We start from the raw sequence: 15,141 nt of genomic DNA on the forward strand, positions 1-15,141 counted from the left end.
ACGTACGCGAAGTTCCCGAAGCCCTTCTTGAGGGCAAGTTCGCGTACGGCCGCGTACGAACCCGCGAAGCCGATTCCCGCGATGACGAGCGCACCAGCGACGACAAGACCGATCAGAATCCGGTGCGCTCGAGTCAGCTGCGGTGCCGGTTCATTCCCCGCAGCCACGTTCCACTCCCCTGTTTCCACGCTTCGCTTCTGGACTGTTCTCACACTGCCACGGGGTGAGGCAGGTGGGGGTGCTCCGGTGCGGCTTCCTGGCGGATCGTCAACGAAAAGTAATCGTGGGCTGGTGAGTGCTCCTCTGCTTGCTGTGGAGGCAGGAGCTCGACGACGGATCCGACTGACCTCCCGGCTGGCGCCCCACGCCTGGCTCACACAAGCCCGTCTCGTGATGTCATCTCACCTCACCGTTACCCGCCGCGGCACGTTGCGGAGCGGAAAGTGGGGTGCCGTGGGGTTTGGGCAACTGGACACTGTGACGTGGACGGTAGGGTCAACGGCGGTCAGATAGGCGCCCATCGGACACATGGAGTCAAAGGCCGCTATTAGCCGCGCTCCATCTCTGCGTGATTGCGCCGCAATCACGCAGGGGTGCGGCGGAGACTTCGCCGCGGCCGATAGGCTCCGGCCTCGCACACGTTTCAGCACCCTACGGAGACGCCCATGCCTCAGAAACCCGGCCTCAATCGAGACCTTGCTGCCGAGAGGGCAGCGCGTAAGGCGGCCAGTCAGCAGGCACGGCTGGTGCCGCAGGGGCTGCCCACCGTGCGACCGGATCAGCTGATGTCGAGCCCGGAGAACGGGCGCAAGGTGCTCCACAAGATCGAGGAGTTGGCGGCCTCGCTGACCTCCGACGGCATGAACACCGCGATGACCGTGATCCCGCCGGACGTCTACGTGGAGTTCTATCCGCAGCACAAAGAGGCCGTCGAAGAGAAGGTCGCCGAAGGTGTCCTCTTCGTCGTCCACCATGGCCACCGCCGGCTTGCCGCTGCCCTGAAGGCCGGGCTGAGTGAGGTGCCGATCCTGGTACGTCGAGACGTGCCGAGTCTCCGGATCGCCGCGATTCAGGAGAACCTCCAGCGGATGGGTCTCAATCCCATCGAGGAGGCGCTCGAGTTCCAGGCCGCACTCGACGAGAAGGACGAGAACGGAAAGCAGCTGTCGCAGCGAGAGCTCGCGAAGCGGGCCGGCTGCTCGCAGACGTACGTGTCACATCGGGTTGCTCTGCTCCGCCTGGTTCCCCCGCTGCAGCAGGCGGTTGTGAACCATTGGCTGAAGGAGCAGCAGCTTCTTGAGACCGAAGGGCGGGACGCCGGAAACGCAGAAGCGTTGCTGGCTCTCCCGGTTCGTGAGGCTGCCACGGTCTACGCTCGCCTGCGGCCGGACCTCCAGGAGGCCTTTGTGCGCGGCGAGCTTGCGGCCGGCGATGTGGCTGCGGTCAGCAAGCTTCCTGGCGATCAGCAGGCGCTGCCGTCTGCCGAGGACGACGGTGATTGCGGCGCAATCACTCAGGAGGAATCCGTCAAGAGCGCACTGCCGGTCCCGCGGGGGAGTGATTCAAGCGCTCAGGGCAGCAACTCTGACGCGAAGCCAGTTCGAGACTCTGCGCAGAGCCCTCAGCCTGTACCTGCCCCTGAAGGTGACGGCAGCCGCGGGACCGCATCGCCGCAGAGCGCACCACAAAAGTCGGCTGCCCCTGGTGTCGCTGTAGTGACTCGGGAGGAGCCGCGAGGCGTCATCGTGGTGCAGAGTGTCGAGCAGCTGGCTCTCAGCATCATCGATCTGCTCAACCCTGCGGAGATCGAGGCGCTGAAAGAGCACCTGTCTGCCTGACCATGACTGATTCGTCACCCCATCGGTCTGAACTGGTGGGGTGGCTGGTTTTTCCGGACGAGTGCCCTGTAACGTGCGGCGCGGTATCGCACTTCCTCCTGAACCCAACACCATCGCTCAGTGCTGGCCTTCAGAGATGTGTGATTGCGCCGCAATCACCCCCACCGACTTGAGTGGGCCCGGCGCCCGCCCTCAGGGCCGCATCAGCTGAACCGAACCCACATCTTGCGGACCACGTGCCAGAACCCGCGCGATCATCACGCCAGCACTGATTGCGCCGCAATCACCCGTGGAGGCCATCCATGACTTCATCCAAGAACCGCAGCGCCCACAACGACGCTCTGGCAACCCGCCAGCTCGCACGCGTCCTTGCTCTCACGAACCAGAGTGGCGGGGCGGGAAAGACGACCTCGGCCGTGAACGTCGCTGCCAGCGCTGCAGATCTCGGGTACAGATCTCTCGTGATCGACGCCGACGCGCAGTGCGATGCGTCGGCCGCCACAGGCTATGACAATCCCGACGACGTGCCGAACCAGGCGAACCTGTACGACGTCCTCACGGGTGCCGCGAAGCTCGAAGACGCTGTCGTTCCGGCACTGGCAGGTCCGATGGGGGAGGACGACACGAAGCCGATCCCGAACATGTTCATCGTTCTCGGATCGAGCGAGCTGGAAGAGGCAGAGCAGCTGCTCGCCCCGAAGACCGGCCGTGAGTTCTGGCTGCGGACTCAGATCGAGCGGATCCGCGACAGCTACGACCTCATCCTGATCGACTGTCCCGGGAACCTGGGCCTGATCGTGGTGAACGCCATCGTCGCGGCCGACGAGGTCGTCGCGTGCGTCAAGCCGGGTTGGAAGGAGCTCCGGGCGCTGACTCGTATGGAGGCGAAGATCGACGGGATTCGGGAGACGTTCTCCGCAATGGGCGCCCGAGCTGAACTCTCCAACATCCTGATCGTCGACTGCCCCACCACTCGCAACCAGGGCGCGGTGTACGACGACAGTCAGCAGCAGGCAAAGGATGCCTACGAGGAGCTCGTTCTGCCGACGGTGCGGCGAAGCCCGCGGATCCCTGAGGCCTACGCGGCACAGAGAGTTCTGCGGTTCTACGACCCTGTGACGGAGAATCCGTCAAAGCTCACCGAAGCCACGGCGCTGTCCGCAACGGACGACTACTACCTCGTGACTCAGGCGCTTGGCTTCAAGCGACGGTGAGGCTGATTGCGCCGCAATCAGCTTGCAGGACAGGGGAGGCAAGGAGCCCGGGTATCCGGACTTCAGCGCCTCCCCTCTGCATGCCCCGTGACTGGCCGAAGCAGTTCCGCGAAGCACGCATAACGTCTGAAGCGCTACCCCGCAGATCGCAACTGCCTGGTGGCCGAAGCATCGAGCTCTAGCTCCATCGTCAGCTCGGAGGCCAGGTCCACCGGCGCTCCGAAGAGGAGACAGAGCATTTCGGCAGCATGATTGACAGCCTCGGCGAGCGTCCTCCCGAATCCTGCTTCTGTGAGTGCCGGCAGCGAGGCAGCGAAGTACCCATCAGACCAACTGACGTAGAGCCGAAACTGGTGGGCTTTGAAGATGCCCCAGCCGTCACTACGGGCAATGTTCAGGATCACTGGGCTGGGCCGTCGGGCCTCTTCTTCACGGAATGCCAGCCAGAGTTCGAGGGCGACCATGCCCTCCAGGGTGGCGCCTTCGTCTCGCACAGCGTCGTAGCAACGCAAGCGATTGAGGTCCTCGACCGAGACGTTCAGGCGGCTTTCGCCAAGTACGCCAACCGACCAGAGGGGTTCGTTGCGGTTGACGACATCGAAGTGCCAGCCCGGGCGATGTCCGAGGAGGTTGCCAAGAGCTCCCCAGGCTGGCCAGGCTAACGAGCTCGGCCGCCGTGTACGCGACGGCTATAAAACGCAAAAAGCCCGTCTTCCCGGACACCTGGGTCCGGGAAGACGGGCTTCGCCTGGTGTTCTGACGCAGCTTCGGTGTGAGGGCTTCGCGTCTGCCCTTACTCCGCTTCCGCGGGGTCGTGGTGCAGGAGGTCGTACGCGGAGCCGGCTGCCTTCCAGATCCGGGCGGCGCTCTCGTACCCCTCCTGTGCGTGCAGTCGGGCCCACAGGCCAGGGAAGTTGCGGCCGGTACCGTCCCCGCCCGGCTCGCTGTCCATCAGGGCGGCGATGAGGTCCGGATCCGTCGGGAGGTACGGGTCGAGGTGGTCGTGCTCCGGGAAGTACGGCTCCACGCTGATGGTCGTGCCGGGAACGTGCTGGGTGCTGGTCCTCTGTTGTCGCAGGCTGCTGGCGACTGAGCCGGCTCGGGTGACCGATCCGTAGGGACCCAGCCGGATGTCCCCGAGCCCGGGACGTGCGACGACGACGGCGCAGGTTCCGTGCTGGTCGAAGGCCCGTGGTCCGCCGGCCAGGTCGTCTCCCCAGGGGCGGGGGGTGAGGTTGCCCGCGAGGCGGAGGGGGTGGCGGGGGTGGCCTCCTTGTGTGACGGCGAGGGCGCGGAGGCGGTGCATGCCGGGTAGGGCTCGGATGTGGGCGACACGGTCGGGCTGGGCGTGTGTTCCCCAGCCGACGATGAGGGGGCCTCCGGTGTCGTGGGCGACGGCGGCCGCGGTCTGGAGGTAGCGGTCGTTGTCGGGTCCGACGGGGTCTTCCGCGTCCGCGAGGCCGGAGGGCTTGGTTGAGCGCCACGCGTAGACGTTGGCGATGAGGAGGCCTGCGCAGCCCCATGTCCGTGCGTAGGTGATGCATCGCCTGGTCGTGTTGTCGTCTCGGCCGGCATCGGCGGTGGAAGGGTTCAGGAGGACGAAGACGGCGATCTTCCCGGTGTCAGCCCATTCCCGTATGAGTAGGTAGCGGTACTGGCCGCAGGGAGAGAGGGCGGCGGAGCGCCGGACGTCGGGGTGTGGTGGGGTCGTCGGTTGCGTCATGGTGGTCCGTTTCGTGGCGGCGGGTTCTGTTCGTGAGGAGTTCGGGGTGTGGGGGACTGCTGGCGGAATCTGCCGGTGTTGTGTGCGGCAGTCAGGGGGCGTTGAGATGGCAGGTCAGCTGTCGGGTGCGTTGGGCGTGCGTGTGGGGGAGAGGGGCGGGGTCGCCTCGTGGAGCCGGCCGGAGAGGCAGCGGCCGGCTTTCCCTTTTCCGACGCGGCGCATGCGGATGGCGTCGGGTGGTGTGGCGGGGTCGGCGTCGTCCCAGGTGTGTCCCTTGAGGTCGATCACGGTGGTGCGGCCGCGGTCGTGGTGGTGTGTCTCGGGTGCGTACGCTCCCCACTGCTTGAAGAAGAAGGCGACGTCCGCATTGCGGCATTGGTCGCGGAGGTCGGTGGCCCAGCGGGGGTGCATGGGGCGGGCGTTGGGGCCGGACTCGCCGCCGGCGATGACCCAGTCGATGCCGTGGAGGCGGCTGGTGCAGCAGTCTCCGGTGTGGACGTAGGAGGCGGTGAGGCCGTGGCCTCGTTGGCTGCCCATGGGGATGACGGCCTGTTGGAGGGCGATTGGGCCGAGGAGGGGTTCGCAGGACAAGAACCGTACGGCCGCGGGGATCTGCAGGAGGGCCGGGATGCGGATGTTCGCCCAGTGCTGATTTTCCGCGGAGGTGCCCAGCCATACGTGCTCCGGCCAGGCGTTCCCCCAGGGGACCATGCTGGTGACGTTGCGGGGGCGTTTGGTGAGGAGTTGCCAGCGCAGCCATGGAGTCTGGTCGATGAGAGGCCAGAGCCGTTCGCGTGCTTCGGTCACGTGGGGGTGGTCTTCGAAGAGGTCGCCCATGGACATCGTGAAGACGCGGATCGGGACTTCGGTGCGTTGGGCTTCGCGGTTCCAGGTGAGGGGCTGGCGCCAGTAGTCGTCGGAGAGCATGCGGCGGGGGCCGCGGTGCTGGAAGACCTGGTGCCCCCATCGTCGGGCGAGGGTGTCTGCGTAGCAGTGGTCGCAGCCTGGTGAGACGGGGGTGCAGCCCCACCAGGCGTTGAAGGTCTTGTCGGTCCATTCGATTCGGGTGTCACCCATGGGTGGGCTCCTCTGTAACGGGGGGTGCCTGGAGCGGCAGGACGTCCGGCCGGGCCCGCGTTGTCGCCGCGGTGGTGTGCCGCGGCTGCCTTGTCGGGGGAGGGCGGGAGCATCCGGGCGGCTGGACTCTGTGGTCAGCGGCCGTCCCGGGCCGAACCCGTCGGCTGGTCCCCGCAGTTGAGCGCGGACCTACCGGCTGCCGGCTCCCTGCGGGGGGCGGCTGATGGGGTCAGGCCGCCCAGGTCTCGTGCTCAGCCTGGTCGGGGTCCGGTATGCCCGCGGCGGCCGCCGTTGCAGCGGGGTGACGTATCGCGGTGACCGGGACTGCGCCCGGTTCGGTGGGAGGCGCCCAGACCATCCGCCAGCTTCCCTCCTGCTCGCAGGCGCATCGTTCGTCGTCGTGGAGGTGACGCAGGAACACCCCCCAGGCCAGGACGGCGCGCGGGATGCGGGGAATGGTCTCTTCGGGGTCGTCACCGGGGTAGATGTGGAGGGTGCGCCACTCGTGGACGAGGTTCATGTAGGCGCTGGCGCCCTCGATGGCGTCGGACCACCGGTGGTGTCCGAGGGTGATGAACACCTGTGGGTACAGGTCGTCGTCGGGCGGTGAGCTGAGGCCGCTGGTGTACAGCCCGTTGTGGATGACGAATCCGTGGCGGGCGGCGTCCTTGCCTGCTGGCGTCCACAGGATCTCGCTGGGGTGTGTGGCGAGGTCGGTGCTCGTGCTGGTCGCCGTGTCGGACAGGGCGGCGGTCATGTGTTCGCTCCGTTGGTGGTGTCGGCCAGGGGCGGCACGGCGTCGTTCTTGCGCGTGAGGTTCGGCGAGGCGCCGAAGGTGTCGACGGGCCACTGGTGTCCGCAGAGGGGGGAGGGGCAGAGGTGTATGCGCTGCCCGGTCTGGGGGTGGTAGTCGAGTCCGCGGCCGGGGCGCCTGCAGGCCGGGCAGGGCGCGGGGGCGCCGATGTCCTGGGAGTGGCTGTCGCGGGCGTACATCCAGGTGACGGGGACGGCGCTGGGTGCGTCTTCCGTGACGCTGTTGAACCGCCATTCCGCGCGGGTGAGGTAGGCGACGAACTCGCCCCAGTCGCGGTGGATGTTGTCGGCGAGGACGTGGCCGTCGAAGGCGCGTAGCCGCAGCCCGCAGGTCTCGCGGTAGTAGGCGCTGGTGGCGGCCAGGACGTCGCGTACGGGCGGGTGCCCGATGATGAGCAGGTCTCCGTCGTCACCGGAGTCGGTGACGAGTAGGCCCCCGATGGTGTCGGTGACGTCGTCGGCGGTGGGGGTGAACGCCGCCTGGTCCATGTCGTATTCGGTCTCGGGTACCGTGGCCGACGCCCAGATCCCGATGTCGTCCAGGGCGGTGTTGAGCCGGTGTCGGGCACCGTCGATGAGGGGCTCGGTGTCCAGCGCGCGCGCCCATGCGGTGATGCCGGCTGTGTCGTGCGCGCCGAGGCGCAGGATCAGGCTGTGCTGGGGGCGTCCCGGCTCGGGGGTGATGCTGCTGGAGATCCCGAAGCTGTCCAGCGGCAGGCTGGGGTGCTGCCGTAGCAGGCGTCGGGCGGCGGCTAGTTGCCCAATCTGGAGGGATGCGTACTGCTCCAATTGCGCCAGCACGTGCTGAGTCCGCTCGGGTGCTGGCGGATTGATGGGCATGGTCACTCCTTGAGAAGGGGGAGCGTCGCGGCTGCTTGGTGGAGGGTGCGGCGCTCCCGGGGTGGCGGTGGCTACGGGGTAGGGGTGTGCACGGTGGAGGCAAGGAAGGCGGCCAGGGTGCGTGGCTCGTCGGTGGCGTCGAGTGTCCAGAGCCGGATGCGTATCTGGTCGACGGTCGTGTCGATGAACGTCATTCGCCACCACAGCCATTGCGGCAGGCCGGTCTCCTGGCGGGGTTCGGTGGTGCCGTAGCTGCTTGCGCCCGTGGTGTGGGCAGTCGTGTTCAGGGCCTGTGCCCAGGACCGAAGTGCGGACGTGTTCTCGACCTGGATCAGGGCGGCCGGTCCGAGACTGTGCACGTGGGCGACGTCCACCGACGTGACGGAGAGTTCGGGGTGCGCGGCGAGGAGGGTGGCGGCCGCGTTGGAGGCGGCGGCGTAGGGGCGTGGGTGGGTAACGGTCATGAGGTCCTCGTGGGACGAGCTGGCGGGCGGGGTTGTGGGCGTGCCCGGTCCTGCCGGGCGTGGCTGGACCGGGCACGCAGTTCAGGTCAGCGGGTGGCGAGCGCCGTGCGGTGCTCGTCGCGGTGGGCGCGGGCCGCGGGCTCGGCTACGGCCTTCACGCGGTGGGGGCTGTTGACGTCGCCGTGTTCGCTGCACACGACGGCGAACGCCGTCCTTCCCGGGCACCCAGAATCCGGGTCGCGGGGCTTGCCGGAGGGTTTGACGGCGTGGTCGCAGGGGCTGTTGTCGGCGTGCCGGGGCTCGATGCCAACGATGATGCGGGCCATGGGGGGGGTCTCCTTCGCAGACGCGAGAGCACCGTGGCTCCTGCCAGGGGAGGTGCCGCGGTGCTCGGGGGTGTGTGGGTGGCTGGACACGGTGGTGCTGTGGGGCGGCCGGAGCTGCGTCGATGGCCGCCTCGCGGTGGAGGCGGCCGGCCGGCGAGGGCCGGTGGTGCCGTTGTGGAAGTCCGGCGGTCTACCGGTCGCTGTCGTCGGCGCCGGCGACGGGGGAATTGCCGAGCAGGTCGTGCGATGCGCGGGGCGCGGTGGCACCCTTCTTCTCAGGCCGGTTCGCGTCGATGCCGCCGGTGAGTTCGGTGAGGTCCAGGTCGTCGAAGAAGCCGGGGATGTCTGCGGGGGACAGAGGGCCCAGGCTGGTTCCGGTGTGCGGGGGAGAGCTGTTGAGCGTGGCGTGCATGGCGGCCACCGCGTTGGTCAGCTGGTGTGTGTGGGTTGTGGTGATGTCGATGTTGTGGCAGTTGGTGACGTCCAGGCCGTGCAGGCCGATGGGTCCGATGTTGATGCGGACGTCCGGCTGCTCCCCCGCGGTCGTCGTGCAGGGGAGGCCGGTGAGGGCTTCGGCCAGGGCCTGAATCGCCCTGTCCCGGTCTGTGTGGTCGTCGGTCGGGCGGTTGGGGGGCTGTTCTTGCAGCGGCGCCTCCCACAGGATCTCGACGGTGTCGACGTCCAGCCGGATACCGCCGTCAGCGGTGCCTGGGAGGGTGAGGTGGCCGGTGACACGCAGCAGGTCGCTGGGCTGGCATTCGGTGAGCAGCTTGCGTGCGACGTCCGGGTGGCTGGTGGTGCAGGGGATGATGGCCTCGTCTGCCGCCTCGCAGTCGGCGGGGGAGGAGATGATCCGCCAGGCGGCGGTGTCGACGTCGGCTCCGGGGGTGGCGGCGGTGTCTTGGTAGCCGGTGAGGGCGATCGGTATGCGCTCGATCATCGGGTTGCTGTCCTCTTGCGTCGGGTGGTCTGGCGGCGGCTTGCGTGGGGCAGGGAGCTGACGGACCTGCGTTGGCGGGCGAGTGTGCGGGCTTGGGCGCGTGCGGCGGCGAGGCTGCATCCGTCGCAGGGCTCGCTGCCGGCCGCTTCATGGCAGCGGTGGCCTTCCACGGTGGCGTGCGGGGCGGTGATGCCGTGGGCCGCAGCCAGCTGGTAGAGGTCGTCGCCGGAGGTGCCGGTGCGCTTCGTGATGCTGCGTTCGGTAGAGCCGTCACGCAGCAGGACAAGCGCCACGGCCTGCGCGGCGGTGAGCGTGCTGTCCTGTGTGTCGGGAGTGGCCATGAGGTGGCTCCTTTCGGCGTCCGGATGCTCGGCGTTCGCGTACCGTCGCGGCGACTCGCTGTGCGGGCGGCCCGGATGGGTTGAGCGGGGCGGGGACGTCTTGCGGGTGCTCAGGCCTGTGGCTTTCACGTCCGGGCCTCCGAGTTGTCGGTGAGCACCCAGAACTGGTCGCTCGGCAGGTCCATTACGACCCTGGCGTTCTGTCCCTGGGTCCGCTGGGCGGCCGCGAATTCCTCGGCCGGCCACGAGCCGCGGGGGCCTCCGGCGGGGAACCGCTCGAGGACCGTGCCGTGCTTGGCGGTGGCGTCCATCACGCGTCACCGCCGTTCACACGCTGATCGATGTCGATCAAGTCGGCGACGGTGTCCACGTTGTCAGCGATTCCCACCCATCGTCCGAGCGTGGTGAAGACGGAGACGGCGTCGGTGTCGGCGTCGAAGCCGAAGACGGCGCAGTATCCGTCGTAGCGGCCCGCACTCGGTTTCCGTTCGACTTCGTTCAGGATCTCCAGGGTGTCGATAGTGAGGCAGGCGTTCTCGCCAAGGGTCTGGGACTGGATCAGGGTGCCCTTGGCGCGTACCAGAGTTCCGAGGTCTATGGCGTTGAGGAGTTCGTGGTTGATCTGGGGGTTGTCGCTGGTGCAGGAGATGATCGTGTCGGGGGCGTCGTCGGGGAGGCTGTCGATGTCCGGGGGCCGGACCACCAGGTCGAAGGTGACGGTGCCGTGCGGGCCGCGGACGGGGACCGCTTCGATCCATCCGTCGAACAGGCTGCGTGTGGTCTTCATCGATTGGTCTCCGTCAGGGATTTGGTGCGGCGAGGGGTGCGGGGTCGAGGGCCGTGCTGCGCGAGCAGCAGGAGTTCGCGGTTGCGTTTCTTCTGTGCGTCGGTGAGGGGCCGGGCCTGCATGCCGCCGTGGCGGTGCCACAGCGACGAGGCGGGGGGCTCGGGGTAGGCGAGGGCGTGGTCGACGTCGCGATTGGTGGTCATGGGGCCTCCAGTTGGAGGGGTTCAGGCGTGGTCGTCGTCGCGCCAGTCCAGAAGGCATCCGGGAGGCGGGATCAGGCCTGCTTCAAAACGGGCTTCCTACCTGCCATGCGACTCATGGGTTCAGGCCAGGCAGTTGCTGGAGAACCTGGCCCACGAGGTCGCCTGTCGGCTTCCAGGCCGGCAAGGCGCCTCTGGCAGGCACGGGCAGAGCCAGTTCGTGGATATCGGCGAGGACCAGGTGGTGCGCGTCGCGTTGTGCCCAGGGGTTGGTGCACCGCTCGGGCCCTCGGTCCAGGTGGCAGTCGATGAGCCGGGCAACGCCAATGACTGCCCCGAGCTGGAGTTCACGTCCGCGGATCGCGGTCGCGACCAGTGGGTCGCGCAGTACGGCGGGGTCGGGCTTTGTCTTCCCGGCGTGAAGGAGGATCCAGCCGCGCCACGGCCAGTCCGAGACCCGGTTCTCGATGGTCTTTCCGGCGAGGATGCACGTCGCCCAGGGCTGTCGGATCGTGATGCCGCGGATCCAGTCCCCGGGTGTGAGGTCGGGGGCGGTCATGCGGCGCGCCCCCAGGCGGATGTGCCCGGTCGTCCTGCCCGGCGGCCGTTGATGGACGGGACCGTGACGTGCTGGACCGTGGCGATAACCGCACGGCCGGTGTGCTTCCCGTCGTACAGGGCGGCGTCGGCGGCGCGCTGCAGTCCGCTGAGGTCGTGTACACCGGTCGTGTCCGGTGCAGCGGCGCCGACGGACGCGGCGACATCGACGGTGCGGCCGTCGCCCAGGGTGACCGGGGTGTGCAGCATCCGGACCAGCTGCTGCAGCCGCGGGGCCCGATGGTGGGCGGGCAGTTCCAGGACCGCGGCGAATTCGTCGCCGCCGAGCCGCCCGACGGCTGCACGGGGGCCGGCCCAGGCGGTGAGCCGGTCGGCAAGCGCGGTGAGGACGGTGTCTCCGGCCGCGTGTCCGTAGGTGTCGTTGATCGCTTTGAACCGGTCGGCGTCGACCATGACTACGGTCGTGTCGCCGTGGTGGCGGGCCAGGAGTCGGCGGGCGCGGGCGGTGTAGGCGTCGCGGCGCAGCAGCCCGGTCAGCGGTTCCCGCCGGGTCGCGGCAAGTCTGTGGTGCAGCACCAGAGCGTGCACGGTCCAGCCGGTCAGGGGAACGGCGGCGGTGGTGATCAGGAGGGTGCGCGGGCCGATCGAGCCGTGCGCGCGCAGGACGGAGTCCATACTGAGGATCTCCCTCTCTCGTCTCGTACGGGATTGGGTTGGGCCCGGGACGGGCGGTTGGTTTGGACGCCTCGCTGTCCGTCCCGGGGCGGAGCTACAGCTCGAAGGTGCGGGCCTTGGTCCAGCGGTTGGGGTTGACCCAGCGGCTGGCCCTCGCGGCGGACCAGTCGAGTTGCCAGCCGGGCCGGTAGCCGCAGGCGCACCAGCCGTCCGCGCTCTCGTGGGGAATCTCCCGGCCGGCGTCCTGGGCGGTGCGTGCCGCGTCGTAGACCTCGTGGGCGTTTCTTACGGCGGCGCTGCGGCTGTCGGCGCGCCCGGTGAAGACGTGCACGCCGCTCGCGGCGGGCTGGTCGGTGCGGTGTATCGGGACGTCGACCTGGAAGACGGGCAGGGGCATGACGTCCATCTCCTTTCGTAATCGTGGTGTGAGGGACCACCGCGACCGCCCCGGCCTCCGTGGTGCGGGGGAGGGCCGGGGCGGCACGGAATGTCCGTCATGCTGGGGTGGGGTGCAGGTCAGGGATCCAGGTGGATCGTGATCTTTCGCCGGGGGTCCCCGGTGGTTGTGTGGACGGTGCGCTGGTGCGCGGAAAGGCCTGCGCCGCCGCCTTGGATGGGCAGGTGGCAGTCCGGGCATCCGTGGAACCAGTCGTCGCCGTTGGGGAGTTCGGCCGGGGTGAGCGGGTGCGGGTGCGGTCCGTCGGCGGCCCGGCTCATCCCCGGGCCGCGCCCGCGAACGGCGCCTGCAGATCCGACCGGCCGGCAGGGTCGTCGTCCTGGCCGTCACCGGTGTTCGGGCCGTGGACGGTGCAGATGATGTCCTCGCTGCCGTTGAGGTCCCCTGTCAGCGCCCGCGCCAGGCAGGTGACGCTGTAGACAGGCGCCCATGCGGAGCCGGTGCATTCGGCGTCGTGGGGGCAGGGCAGGAGGACGTCGAAGCCCAAATCTCCCTCGCCGTCGACGTCGGTGCGCAGGGCGAGGGTGAGATGGTGCCTGCCGAGGCGGATCTCCGCTACACGGTCGCCGCCGGCGACGTCCGAAGCGGGCCGCCACCGCCACAGCGGCACGATCTGCGGTCCGAACATCCGCTCGACGAGGAGCAGGTCACCGAGGCCCTTCCCGCCGTCCAGTCCGAGGCGTGCGGCCCTGTTCTCGCTCAGCCGCTGCAGGTGGGGCAGCAGTCTGTCGAGGGTGTCGGCGTAGACGACGTGGGTGAAGCCTTCGGCCGCGAGTCCGGCGTGCGCGTGGACCATGGCCTTGTGCTGCGCGCGGACCACGTCGTCGGGAACGGTGCAGTTGTCCGGCCGCGGGCCTTGCCGGTCCACGCACACGGATACCGGGGTGGGGACCAGGATCGCGAGGGCGGGCATGTTGTGACGCTTGGCGGCGGCGACCAGCGGTGCCCTGGCTTCGCGGGAGACGTTCGTCGCGTCGATGACCGTGTTGAGGTGGCGGGCCATCCGCCGCTCCAGGAGCAGGTGCAGGGCGTCGACCGCGTCGGCGGTCGCTGCCTGGTCACCGGGGTCGTCGCTGACAGCCTCGCGTAAGGCATCCAGGGACAGGACCTGCGAGTCGGGCCACGTGATGGCGATGGCGCTCTTCCCGGCCCCTGCGGGGCCGATCAGGACCACCAAACTGTTGGTTGGCAGGTGCGGGTAGATCGGTTTCTTCATGCGGACTCTCCTTGCGTCAAGGCAGCGGTGGTGACGTGCTGTCTCGCGAGGCTGGTGAGGCGGGGCGTCAGTTTCGGTGGGAGAGCAGGCGGAATGCCCGTCGCGTTGGCTCGGTGTGGTTGGAAGACCAAGTCGGTAGGTGCAGCGCGCTGCTACCGGGAGAGCGGCCCATTCGTTGGCCGAGGGGATGCCGCACTTCAGCGCCGCCATGGGCGCCAAGCCGGCCTGCGCGGGGTGCTGCGCCCGCACGTGCACGCCGGTCCGTCGATCCCTGTGAGGGAAGCGACGTCGCTGCCGTCCAGGTGGAGGCGGTCGACCAGTTGATCGGCCAGAGTTGTGATCCTGTCCCAGTGTTGGTCGATGACCTGATCGGCGAGGTCATGGATGGACTGGTAGTGAATGTCCGTGTCGCCGAATCCAACGTGGGGGTTCAGGGCGAGTAGGTTCAGGCGGTCGCCGTGGGCCCCGATCTCTACGCAGACGGCGCGCCGAGCGGTCCACAGGCCGTTGTCGCGCAGCCACCGGTCGTCGGCGCGTTCGCCGGCTGCACAGAAGGCGGCGAGGCTCTGGGGGTCTGTGAGCCCGCAGACGCCGGTGATTCCTCCTGTGCCGCCGGGGTTGCCCGGCGGTTCGATCTGCGTGTGGTGAAGGTGAGCGCCGCCGGTGAGCGCGATGACGGCGTGTGCGGCCTCGTGGATGGCGCGGATCTTCTGCATGGATTCAGTCGGTAGTGCGAGGTACCGGCTGCCGTGGTCGCCGCAATCGACGTGGGTATGGTGACGGGTCGGGTAAGGGGCACCGCCCGCATACTGATTGGTGTGCCAGACCCCGGCGCCCTCGTTGGCGCCTTGGGTCGGATGCGAGGGCGGGTCGTGGGCGGCATTCATTTCGACGCGGCGATGACAGCTGCGACCGTCTCGACAGCGTGGTGGAAGGCCTGGTCAAGGGCGTAGCTTCCGCCGAGGGGTCCGCCCATCTGGTAGAAGTTCCCGTTGCCGGTGGCGTTGGCGAGAGCTTTGAGGTGGATGCGTCGGTCGGCCCACCAGTGGGTGCCGGCCGAGAGGGCGAGCGCCGCAGCGACGCGGCGAGGGCGAAGTCCCAGGCCCAGTGCTCGGGATCCCGCGTACAGAGCGGCCGCCTGCGTGGCGGTGTAGGTGACGACGTGCATGGTGCAGGCGATGCGGCCGACCCTGCTGGACTGTCCCTCTGTCTCGTCGTGCTGGCCCTTTGTGGTGGCCTGATGGTCGGACTGGATCCAGTGGTCGCCCAGATCCGATGCTGCGCGGAGCAGGGCGTACACCGCTGCGAACTGGGCACCGCGAAGGCTGCGTTGGGGCATTGTGGTCGTTCTCCTGATCTTGTAGGCAGGGCGGAGGTGGGGGTGGCCAGCCTGGGTGTGAGCGGGTCGGCTACGCCCGCGGCTGGTGCGTGTCACAGAGCGTGCGGCTTGACTCGTGCGGTGCTGACCCGCGCTGCTGGTGCCGGGATCCCCAGCATCTTCGCGAGCTCCTGGCGGGCGTCGAGATCGTGCTGGTCGTCGTGCACGAAGTCAGCGACCCTGCGCATGCGCCGACGGAGTTGCTGTAATTCGTCCTCGCGTAATCGCAGCTCGGGAGGGGGAGCGGCGGCCCGCCAGGCGCTTGCGGGTGCGGTCATGTCTGGGGCCTTTCTG

The 15,141-nt window shown here is 68.6% G+C and carries 22 protein-coding genes; 2 read left to right on the top strand and 20 right to left on the bottom strand.

Going from position 1 to position 15,141, the window contains the following annotated elements; genetic code table 11:
* Positions 1-167: DUF2637 domain-containing protein (locus ABZV34_RS23720; RefSeq protein ID WP_356280283.1), on the bottom strand; the 167-nt coding region annotated here is incomplete at its 3' end.
* A gap of 498 nt (positions 168-665) precedes the next feature.
* Between ABZV34_RS23720 and ABZV34_RS23725 the strand changes: the two genes are divergently transcribed.
* Positions 666-1,838: a hypothetical protein gene (locus ABZV34_RS23725; protein WP_356280019.1), complete on the top strand. Its 1,173-nt coding sequence runs from the start codon at positions 666-668 to the stop codon at positions 1,836-1,838.
* Positions 1,839-2,140: 302 nt separating this feature from the next.
* Positions 2,141-3,052: an AAA family ATPase gene (locus ABZV34_RS23730; RefSeq protein ID WP_356280022.1), complete on the top strand. Its 912-nt coding sequence runs from the start codon at positions 2,141-2,143 to the stop codon at positions 3,050-3,052.
* Between the two features lie 134 nt (positions 3,053-3,186).
* Here ABZV34_RS23730 and ABZV34_RS23735 read toward each other — a convergent pair whose 3' ends face one another.
* From ABZV34_RS23735 to ABZV34_RS23825, 19 genes are all read right to left on the bottom strand, one after another.
* Positions 3,187-3,516, bottom strand: a complete 330-nt coding sequence (locus ABZV34_RS23735; protein WP_356280025.1) for a hypothetical protein — start codon at positions 3,514-3,516, stop codon at positions 3,187-3,189.
* A gap of 329 nt (positions 3,517-3,845) precedes the next feature.
* A complete protein-coding gene (locus ABZV34_RS23740) occupies positions 3,846-4,775 on the bottom strand; it encodes a DUF1643 domain-containing protein (protein ID WP_356280028.1) in 930 nt (309 codons plus the stop codon).
* 114 nt (positions 4,776-4,889) lie between these two features.
* Positions 4,890-5,852: a phage Gp37/Gp68 family protein gene (locus ABZV34_RS23745; RefSeq protein WP_356280030.1), complete on the bottom strand. Its 963-nt coding sequence runs from the start codon at positions 5,850-5,852 to the stop codon at positions 4,890-4,892.
* 229 nt (positions 5,853-6,081) lie between these two features.
* Positions 6,082-6,609: a hypothetical protein gene (locus ABZV34_RS23750; protein WP_356280033.1), complete on the bottom strand. Its 528-nt coding sequence runs from the start codon at positions 6,607-6,609 to the stop codon at positions 6,082-6,084.
* Positions 6,606-7,505 (bottom strand): hypothetical protein, encoded by a 900-nt coding sequence (locus tag ABZV34_RS23755; protein ID WP_356280035.1) that lies wholly within the window; start codon positions 7,503-7,505, stop codon positions 6,606-6,608. Before ABZV34_RS23755 ends, ABZV34_RS23750 begins: the two co-directional genes overlap by 4 nt.
* Positions 7,506-7,576: 71 nt before the next feature.
* Positions 7,577-7,969 carry a hypothetical protein gene (locus ABZV34_RS23760; protein WP_356280038.1) on the bottom strand — a complete coding sequence of 131 codons (393 nt, stop codon included), beginning with the start codon at positions 7,967-7,969 and terminating at the stop codon, positions 7,577-7,579.
* Positions 7,970-8,055: 86 nt separating this feature from the next.
* Entirely contained in the window at positions 8,056-8,295 is a 240-nt protein-coding gene (locus ABZV34_RS23765; RefSeq protein ID WP_356280041.1) for a hypothetical protein, read from the bottom strand.
* A 190-nt stretch (positions 8,296-8,485) separates the two neighbouring features.
* The gene (locus tag ABZV34_RS23770) at positions 8,486-9,235 is read right to left on the bottom strand and encodes a hypothetical protein (RefSeq protein ID WP_356280044.1); all 750 of its coding nucleotides are present in this window, start codon (positions 9,233-9,235) and stop codon (positions 8,486-8,488) included.
* Complete coding sequence (locus ABZV34_RS23775) at positions 9,232-9,576, bottom strand: hypothetical protein (RefSeq protein WP_356280047.1); 345 nt, start codon at positions 9,574-9,576, stop codon at positions 9,232-9,234. The genes ABZV34_RS23770 and ABZV34_RS23775 overlap by 4 nt, the downstream gene beginning before the upstream one ends.
* 125 nt (positions 9,577-9,701) lie before the next feature.
* Positions 9,702-9,887 carry a hypothetical protein gene (locus tag ABZV34_RS23780; RefSeq protein WP_356280050.1) on the bottom strand — a complete coding sequence of 62 codons (186 nt, stop codon included), beginning with the start codon at positions 9,885-9,887 and terminating at the stop codon, positions 9,702-9,704.
* Positions 9,887-10,363, bottom strand: a complete 477-nt coding sequence (locus ABZV34_RS23785; RefSeq protein ID WP_356280053.1) for a hypothetical protein — start codon at positions 10,361-10,363, stop codon at positions 9,887-9,889. Before ABZV34_RS23785 ends, ABZV34_RS23780 begins: the two co-directional genes overlap by 1 nt.
* The gene (locus ABZV34_RS23790; protein WP_356280056.1) at positions 10,360-10,566 is read right to left on the bottom strand and encodes a hypothetical protein; all 207 of its coding nucleotides are present in this window, start codon (positions 10,564-10,566) and stop codon (positions 10,360-10,362) included. The genes ABZV34_RS23785 and ABZV34_RS23790 overlap by 4 nt, the downstream gene beginning before the upstream one ends.
* A gap of 112 nt (positions 10,567-10,678) precedes the next feature.
* On the bottom strand, positions 10,679-11,122 hold the full coding sequence (locus tag ABZV34_RS23795) for a hypothetical protein (protein ID WP_356280057.1): 444 nt from the start codon (positions 11,120-11,122) through the stop codon (positions 10,679-10,681).
* A complete protein-coding gene (locus ABZV34_RS23800; protein ID WP_356280059.1) occupies positions 11,119-11,796 on the bottom strand; it encodes a GGDEF domain-containing protein in 678 nt (225 codons plus the stop codon). The genes ABZV34_RS23795 and ABZV34_RS23800 overlap by 4 nt, the downstream gene beginning before the upstream one ends.
* A 94-nt stretch (positions 11,797-11,890) precedes the next feature.
* Positions 11,891-12,193, bottom strand: a complete 303-nt coding sequence (locus ABZV34_RS23805) for a hypothetical protein (RefSeq protein ID WP_356280062.1) — start codon at positions 12,191-12,193, stop codon at positions 11,891-11,893.
* 316 nt (positions 12,194-12,509) lie between these two features.
* Entirely contained in the window at positions 12,510-13,469 is a 960-nt protein-coding gene (locus ABZV34_RS23810; protein ID WP_356280064.1) for an ATP-binding protein, read from the bottom strand.
* A gap of 197 nt (positions 13,470-13,666) precedes the next feature.
* Positions 13,667-14,356 carry a hypothetical protein gene (locus tag ABZV34_RS23815; RefSeq protein WP_356280067.1) on the bottom strand — a complete coding sequence of 230 codons (690 nt, stop codon included), beginning with the start codon at positions 14,354-14,356 and terminating at the stop codon, positions 13,667-13,669.
* Complete coding sequence (locus ABZV34_RS23820) at positions 14,353-14,808, bottom strand: transcriptional regulator (protein WP_356280070.1); 456 nt, start codon at positions 14,806-14,808, stop codon at positions 14,353-14,355. The genes ABZV34_RS23815 and ABZV34_RS23820 overlap by 4 nt, the downstream gene beginning before the upstream one ends.
* Before the next feature lie 92 nt (positions 14,809-14,900).
* The gene (locus ABZV34_RS23825) at positions 14,901-15,125 is read right to left on the bottom strand and encodes a hypothetical protein (RefSeq protein WP_356280073.1); all 225 of its coding nucleotides are present in this window, start codon (positions 15,123-15,125) and stop codon (positions 14,901-14,903) included.
* Positions 15,126-15,141: the final 16 nt, after the last annotated feature.

Origin of the sequence: Streptomyces sp. NPDC005195 (assembly GCF_040608315.1) — a bacterium.
Taxonomy (GTDB): domain Bacteria; phylum Actinomycetota; class Actinomycetes; order Streptomycetales; family Streptomycetaceae; genus Streptomyces; species Streptomyces kaempferi.

Bases quoted from the DNA above. Each gene is read 5' to 3' on its own strand.
- ABZV34_RS23770 (WP_356280044.1), bottom strand. From the start codon at position 9,235: ATGATCGAGCGCATACCGATCGCCCTCACCGGCTACCAAGACACCGCC.
- ABZV34_RS23780 (WP_356280050.1), bottom strand. From the start codon at position 9,887: ATGGACGCCACCGCCAAGCACGGCACGGTCCTCGAGCGGTTCCCCGCC.
- ABZV34_RS23800 (WP_356280059.1), bottom strand. From the start codon at position 11,796: ATGGACTCCGTCCTGCGCGCGCACGGCTCGATCGGCCCGCGCACCCTC.
- ABZV34_RS23775 (WP_356280047.1), bottom strand. From the start codon at position 9,576: ATGGCCACTCCCGACACACAGGACAGCACGCTCACCGCCGCGCAGGCC.
- ABZV34_RS23745 (WP_356280030.1), bottom strand. From the start codon at position 5,852: ATGGGTGACACCCGAATCGAATGGACCGACAAGACCTTCAACGCCTGG.
- ABZV34_RS23750 (WP_356280033.1), bottom strand. From the start codon at position 6,609: ATGACCGCCGCCCTGTCCGACACGGCGACCAGCACGAGCACCGACCTC.
- ABZV34_RS23755 (WP_356280035.1), bottom strand. From the start codon at position 7,505: ATGCCCATCAATCCGCCAGCACCCGAGCGGACTCAGCACGTGCTGGCG.
- ABZV34_RS23825 (WP_356280073.1), bottom strand. From the start codon at position 15,125: ATGACCGCACCCGCAAGCGCCTGGCGGGCCGCCGCTCCCCCTCCCGAG.
- ABZV34_RS23795 (WP_356280057.1), bottom strand. From the start codon at position 11,122: ATGACCGCCCCCGACCTCACACCCGGGGACTGGATCCGCGGCATCACG.
- ABZV34_RS23815 (WP_356280067.1), bottom strand. From the start codon at position 14,356: ATGAATGCCGCCCACGACCCGCCCTCGCATCCGACCCAAGGCGCCAAC.
- ABZV34_RS23760 (WP_356280038.1), bottom strand. From the start codon at position 7,969: ATGACCGTTACCCACCCACGCCCCTACGCCGCCGCCTCCAACGCGGCC.
- ABZV34_RS23785 (WP_356280053.1), bottom strand. From the start codon at position 10,363: ATGAAGACCACACGCAGCCTGTTCGACGGATGGATCGAAGCGGTCCCC.
- ABZV34_RS23820 (WP_356280070.1), bottom strand. From the start codon at position 14,808: ATGCCCCAACGCAGCCTTCGCGGTGCCCAGTTCGCAGCGGTGTACGCC.
- ABZV34_RS23730 (WP_356280022.1), top strand. From the start codon at position 2,141: ATGACTTCATCCAAGAACCGCAGCGCCCACAACGACGCTCTGGCAACC.
- ABZV34_RS23790 (WP_356280056.1), bottom strand. From the start codon at position 10,566: ATGACCACCAATCGCGACGTCGACCACGCCCTCGCCTACCCCGAGCCC.
- ABZV34_RS23810 (WP_356280064.1), bottom strand. From the start codon at position 13,469: ATGAAGAAACCGATCTACCCGCACCTGCCAACCAACAGTTTGGTGGTC.
- ABZV34_RS23765 (WP_356280041.1), bottom strand. From the start codon at position 8,295: ATGGCCCGCATCATCGTTGGCATCGAGCCCCGGCACGCCGACAACAGC.
- ABZV34_RS23740 (WP_356280028.1), bottom strand. From the start codon at position 4,775: ATGACGCAACCGACGACCCCACCACACCCCGACGTCCGGCGCTCCGCC.
- ABZV34_RS23725 (WP_356280019.1), top strand. From the start codon at position 666: ATGCCTCAGAAACCCGGCCTCAATCGAGACCTTGCTGCCGAGAGGGCA.
- ABZV34_RS23735 (WP_356280025.1), bottom strand. From the start codon at position 3,516: ATGGTCGCCCTCGAACTCTGGCTGGCATTCCGTGAAGAAGAGGCCCGA.
- ABZV34_RS23805 (WP_356280062.1), bottom strand. From the start codon at position 12,193: ATGCCCCTGCCCGTCTTCCAGGTCGACGTCCCGATACACCGCACCGAC.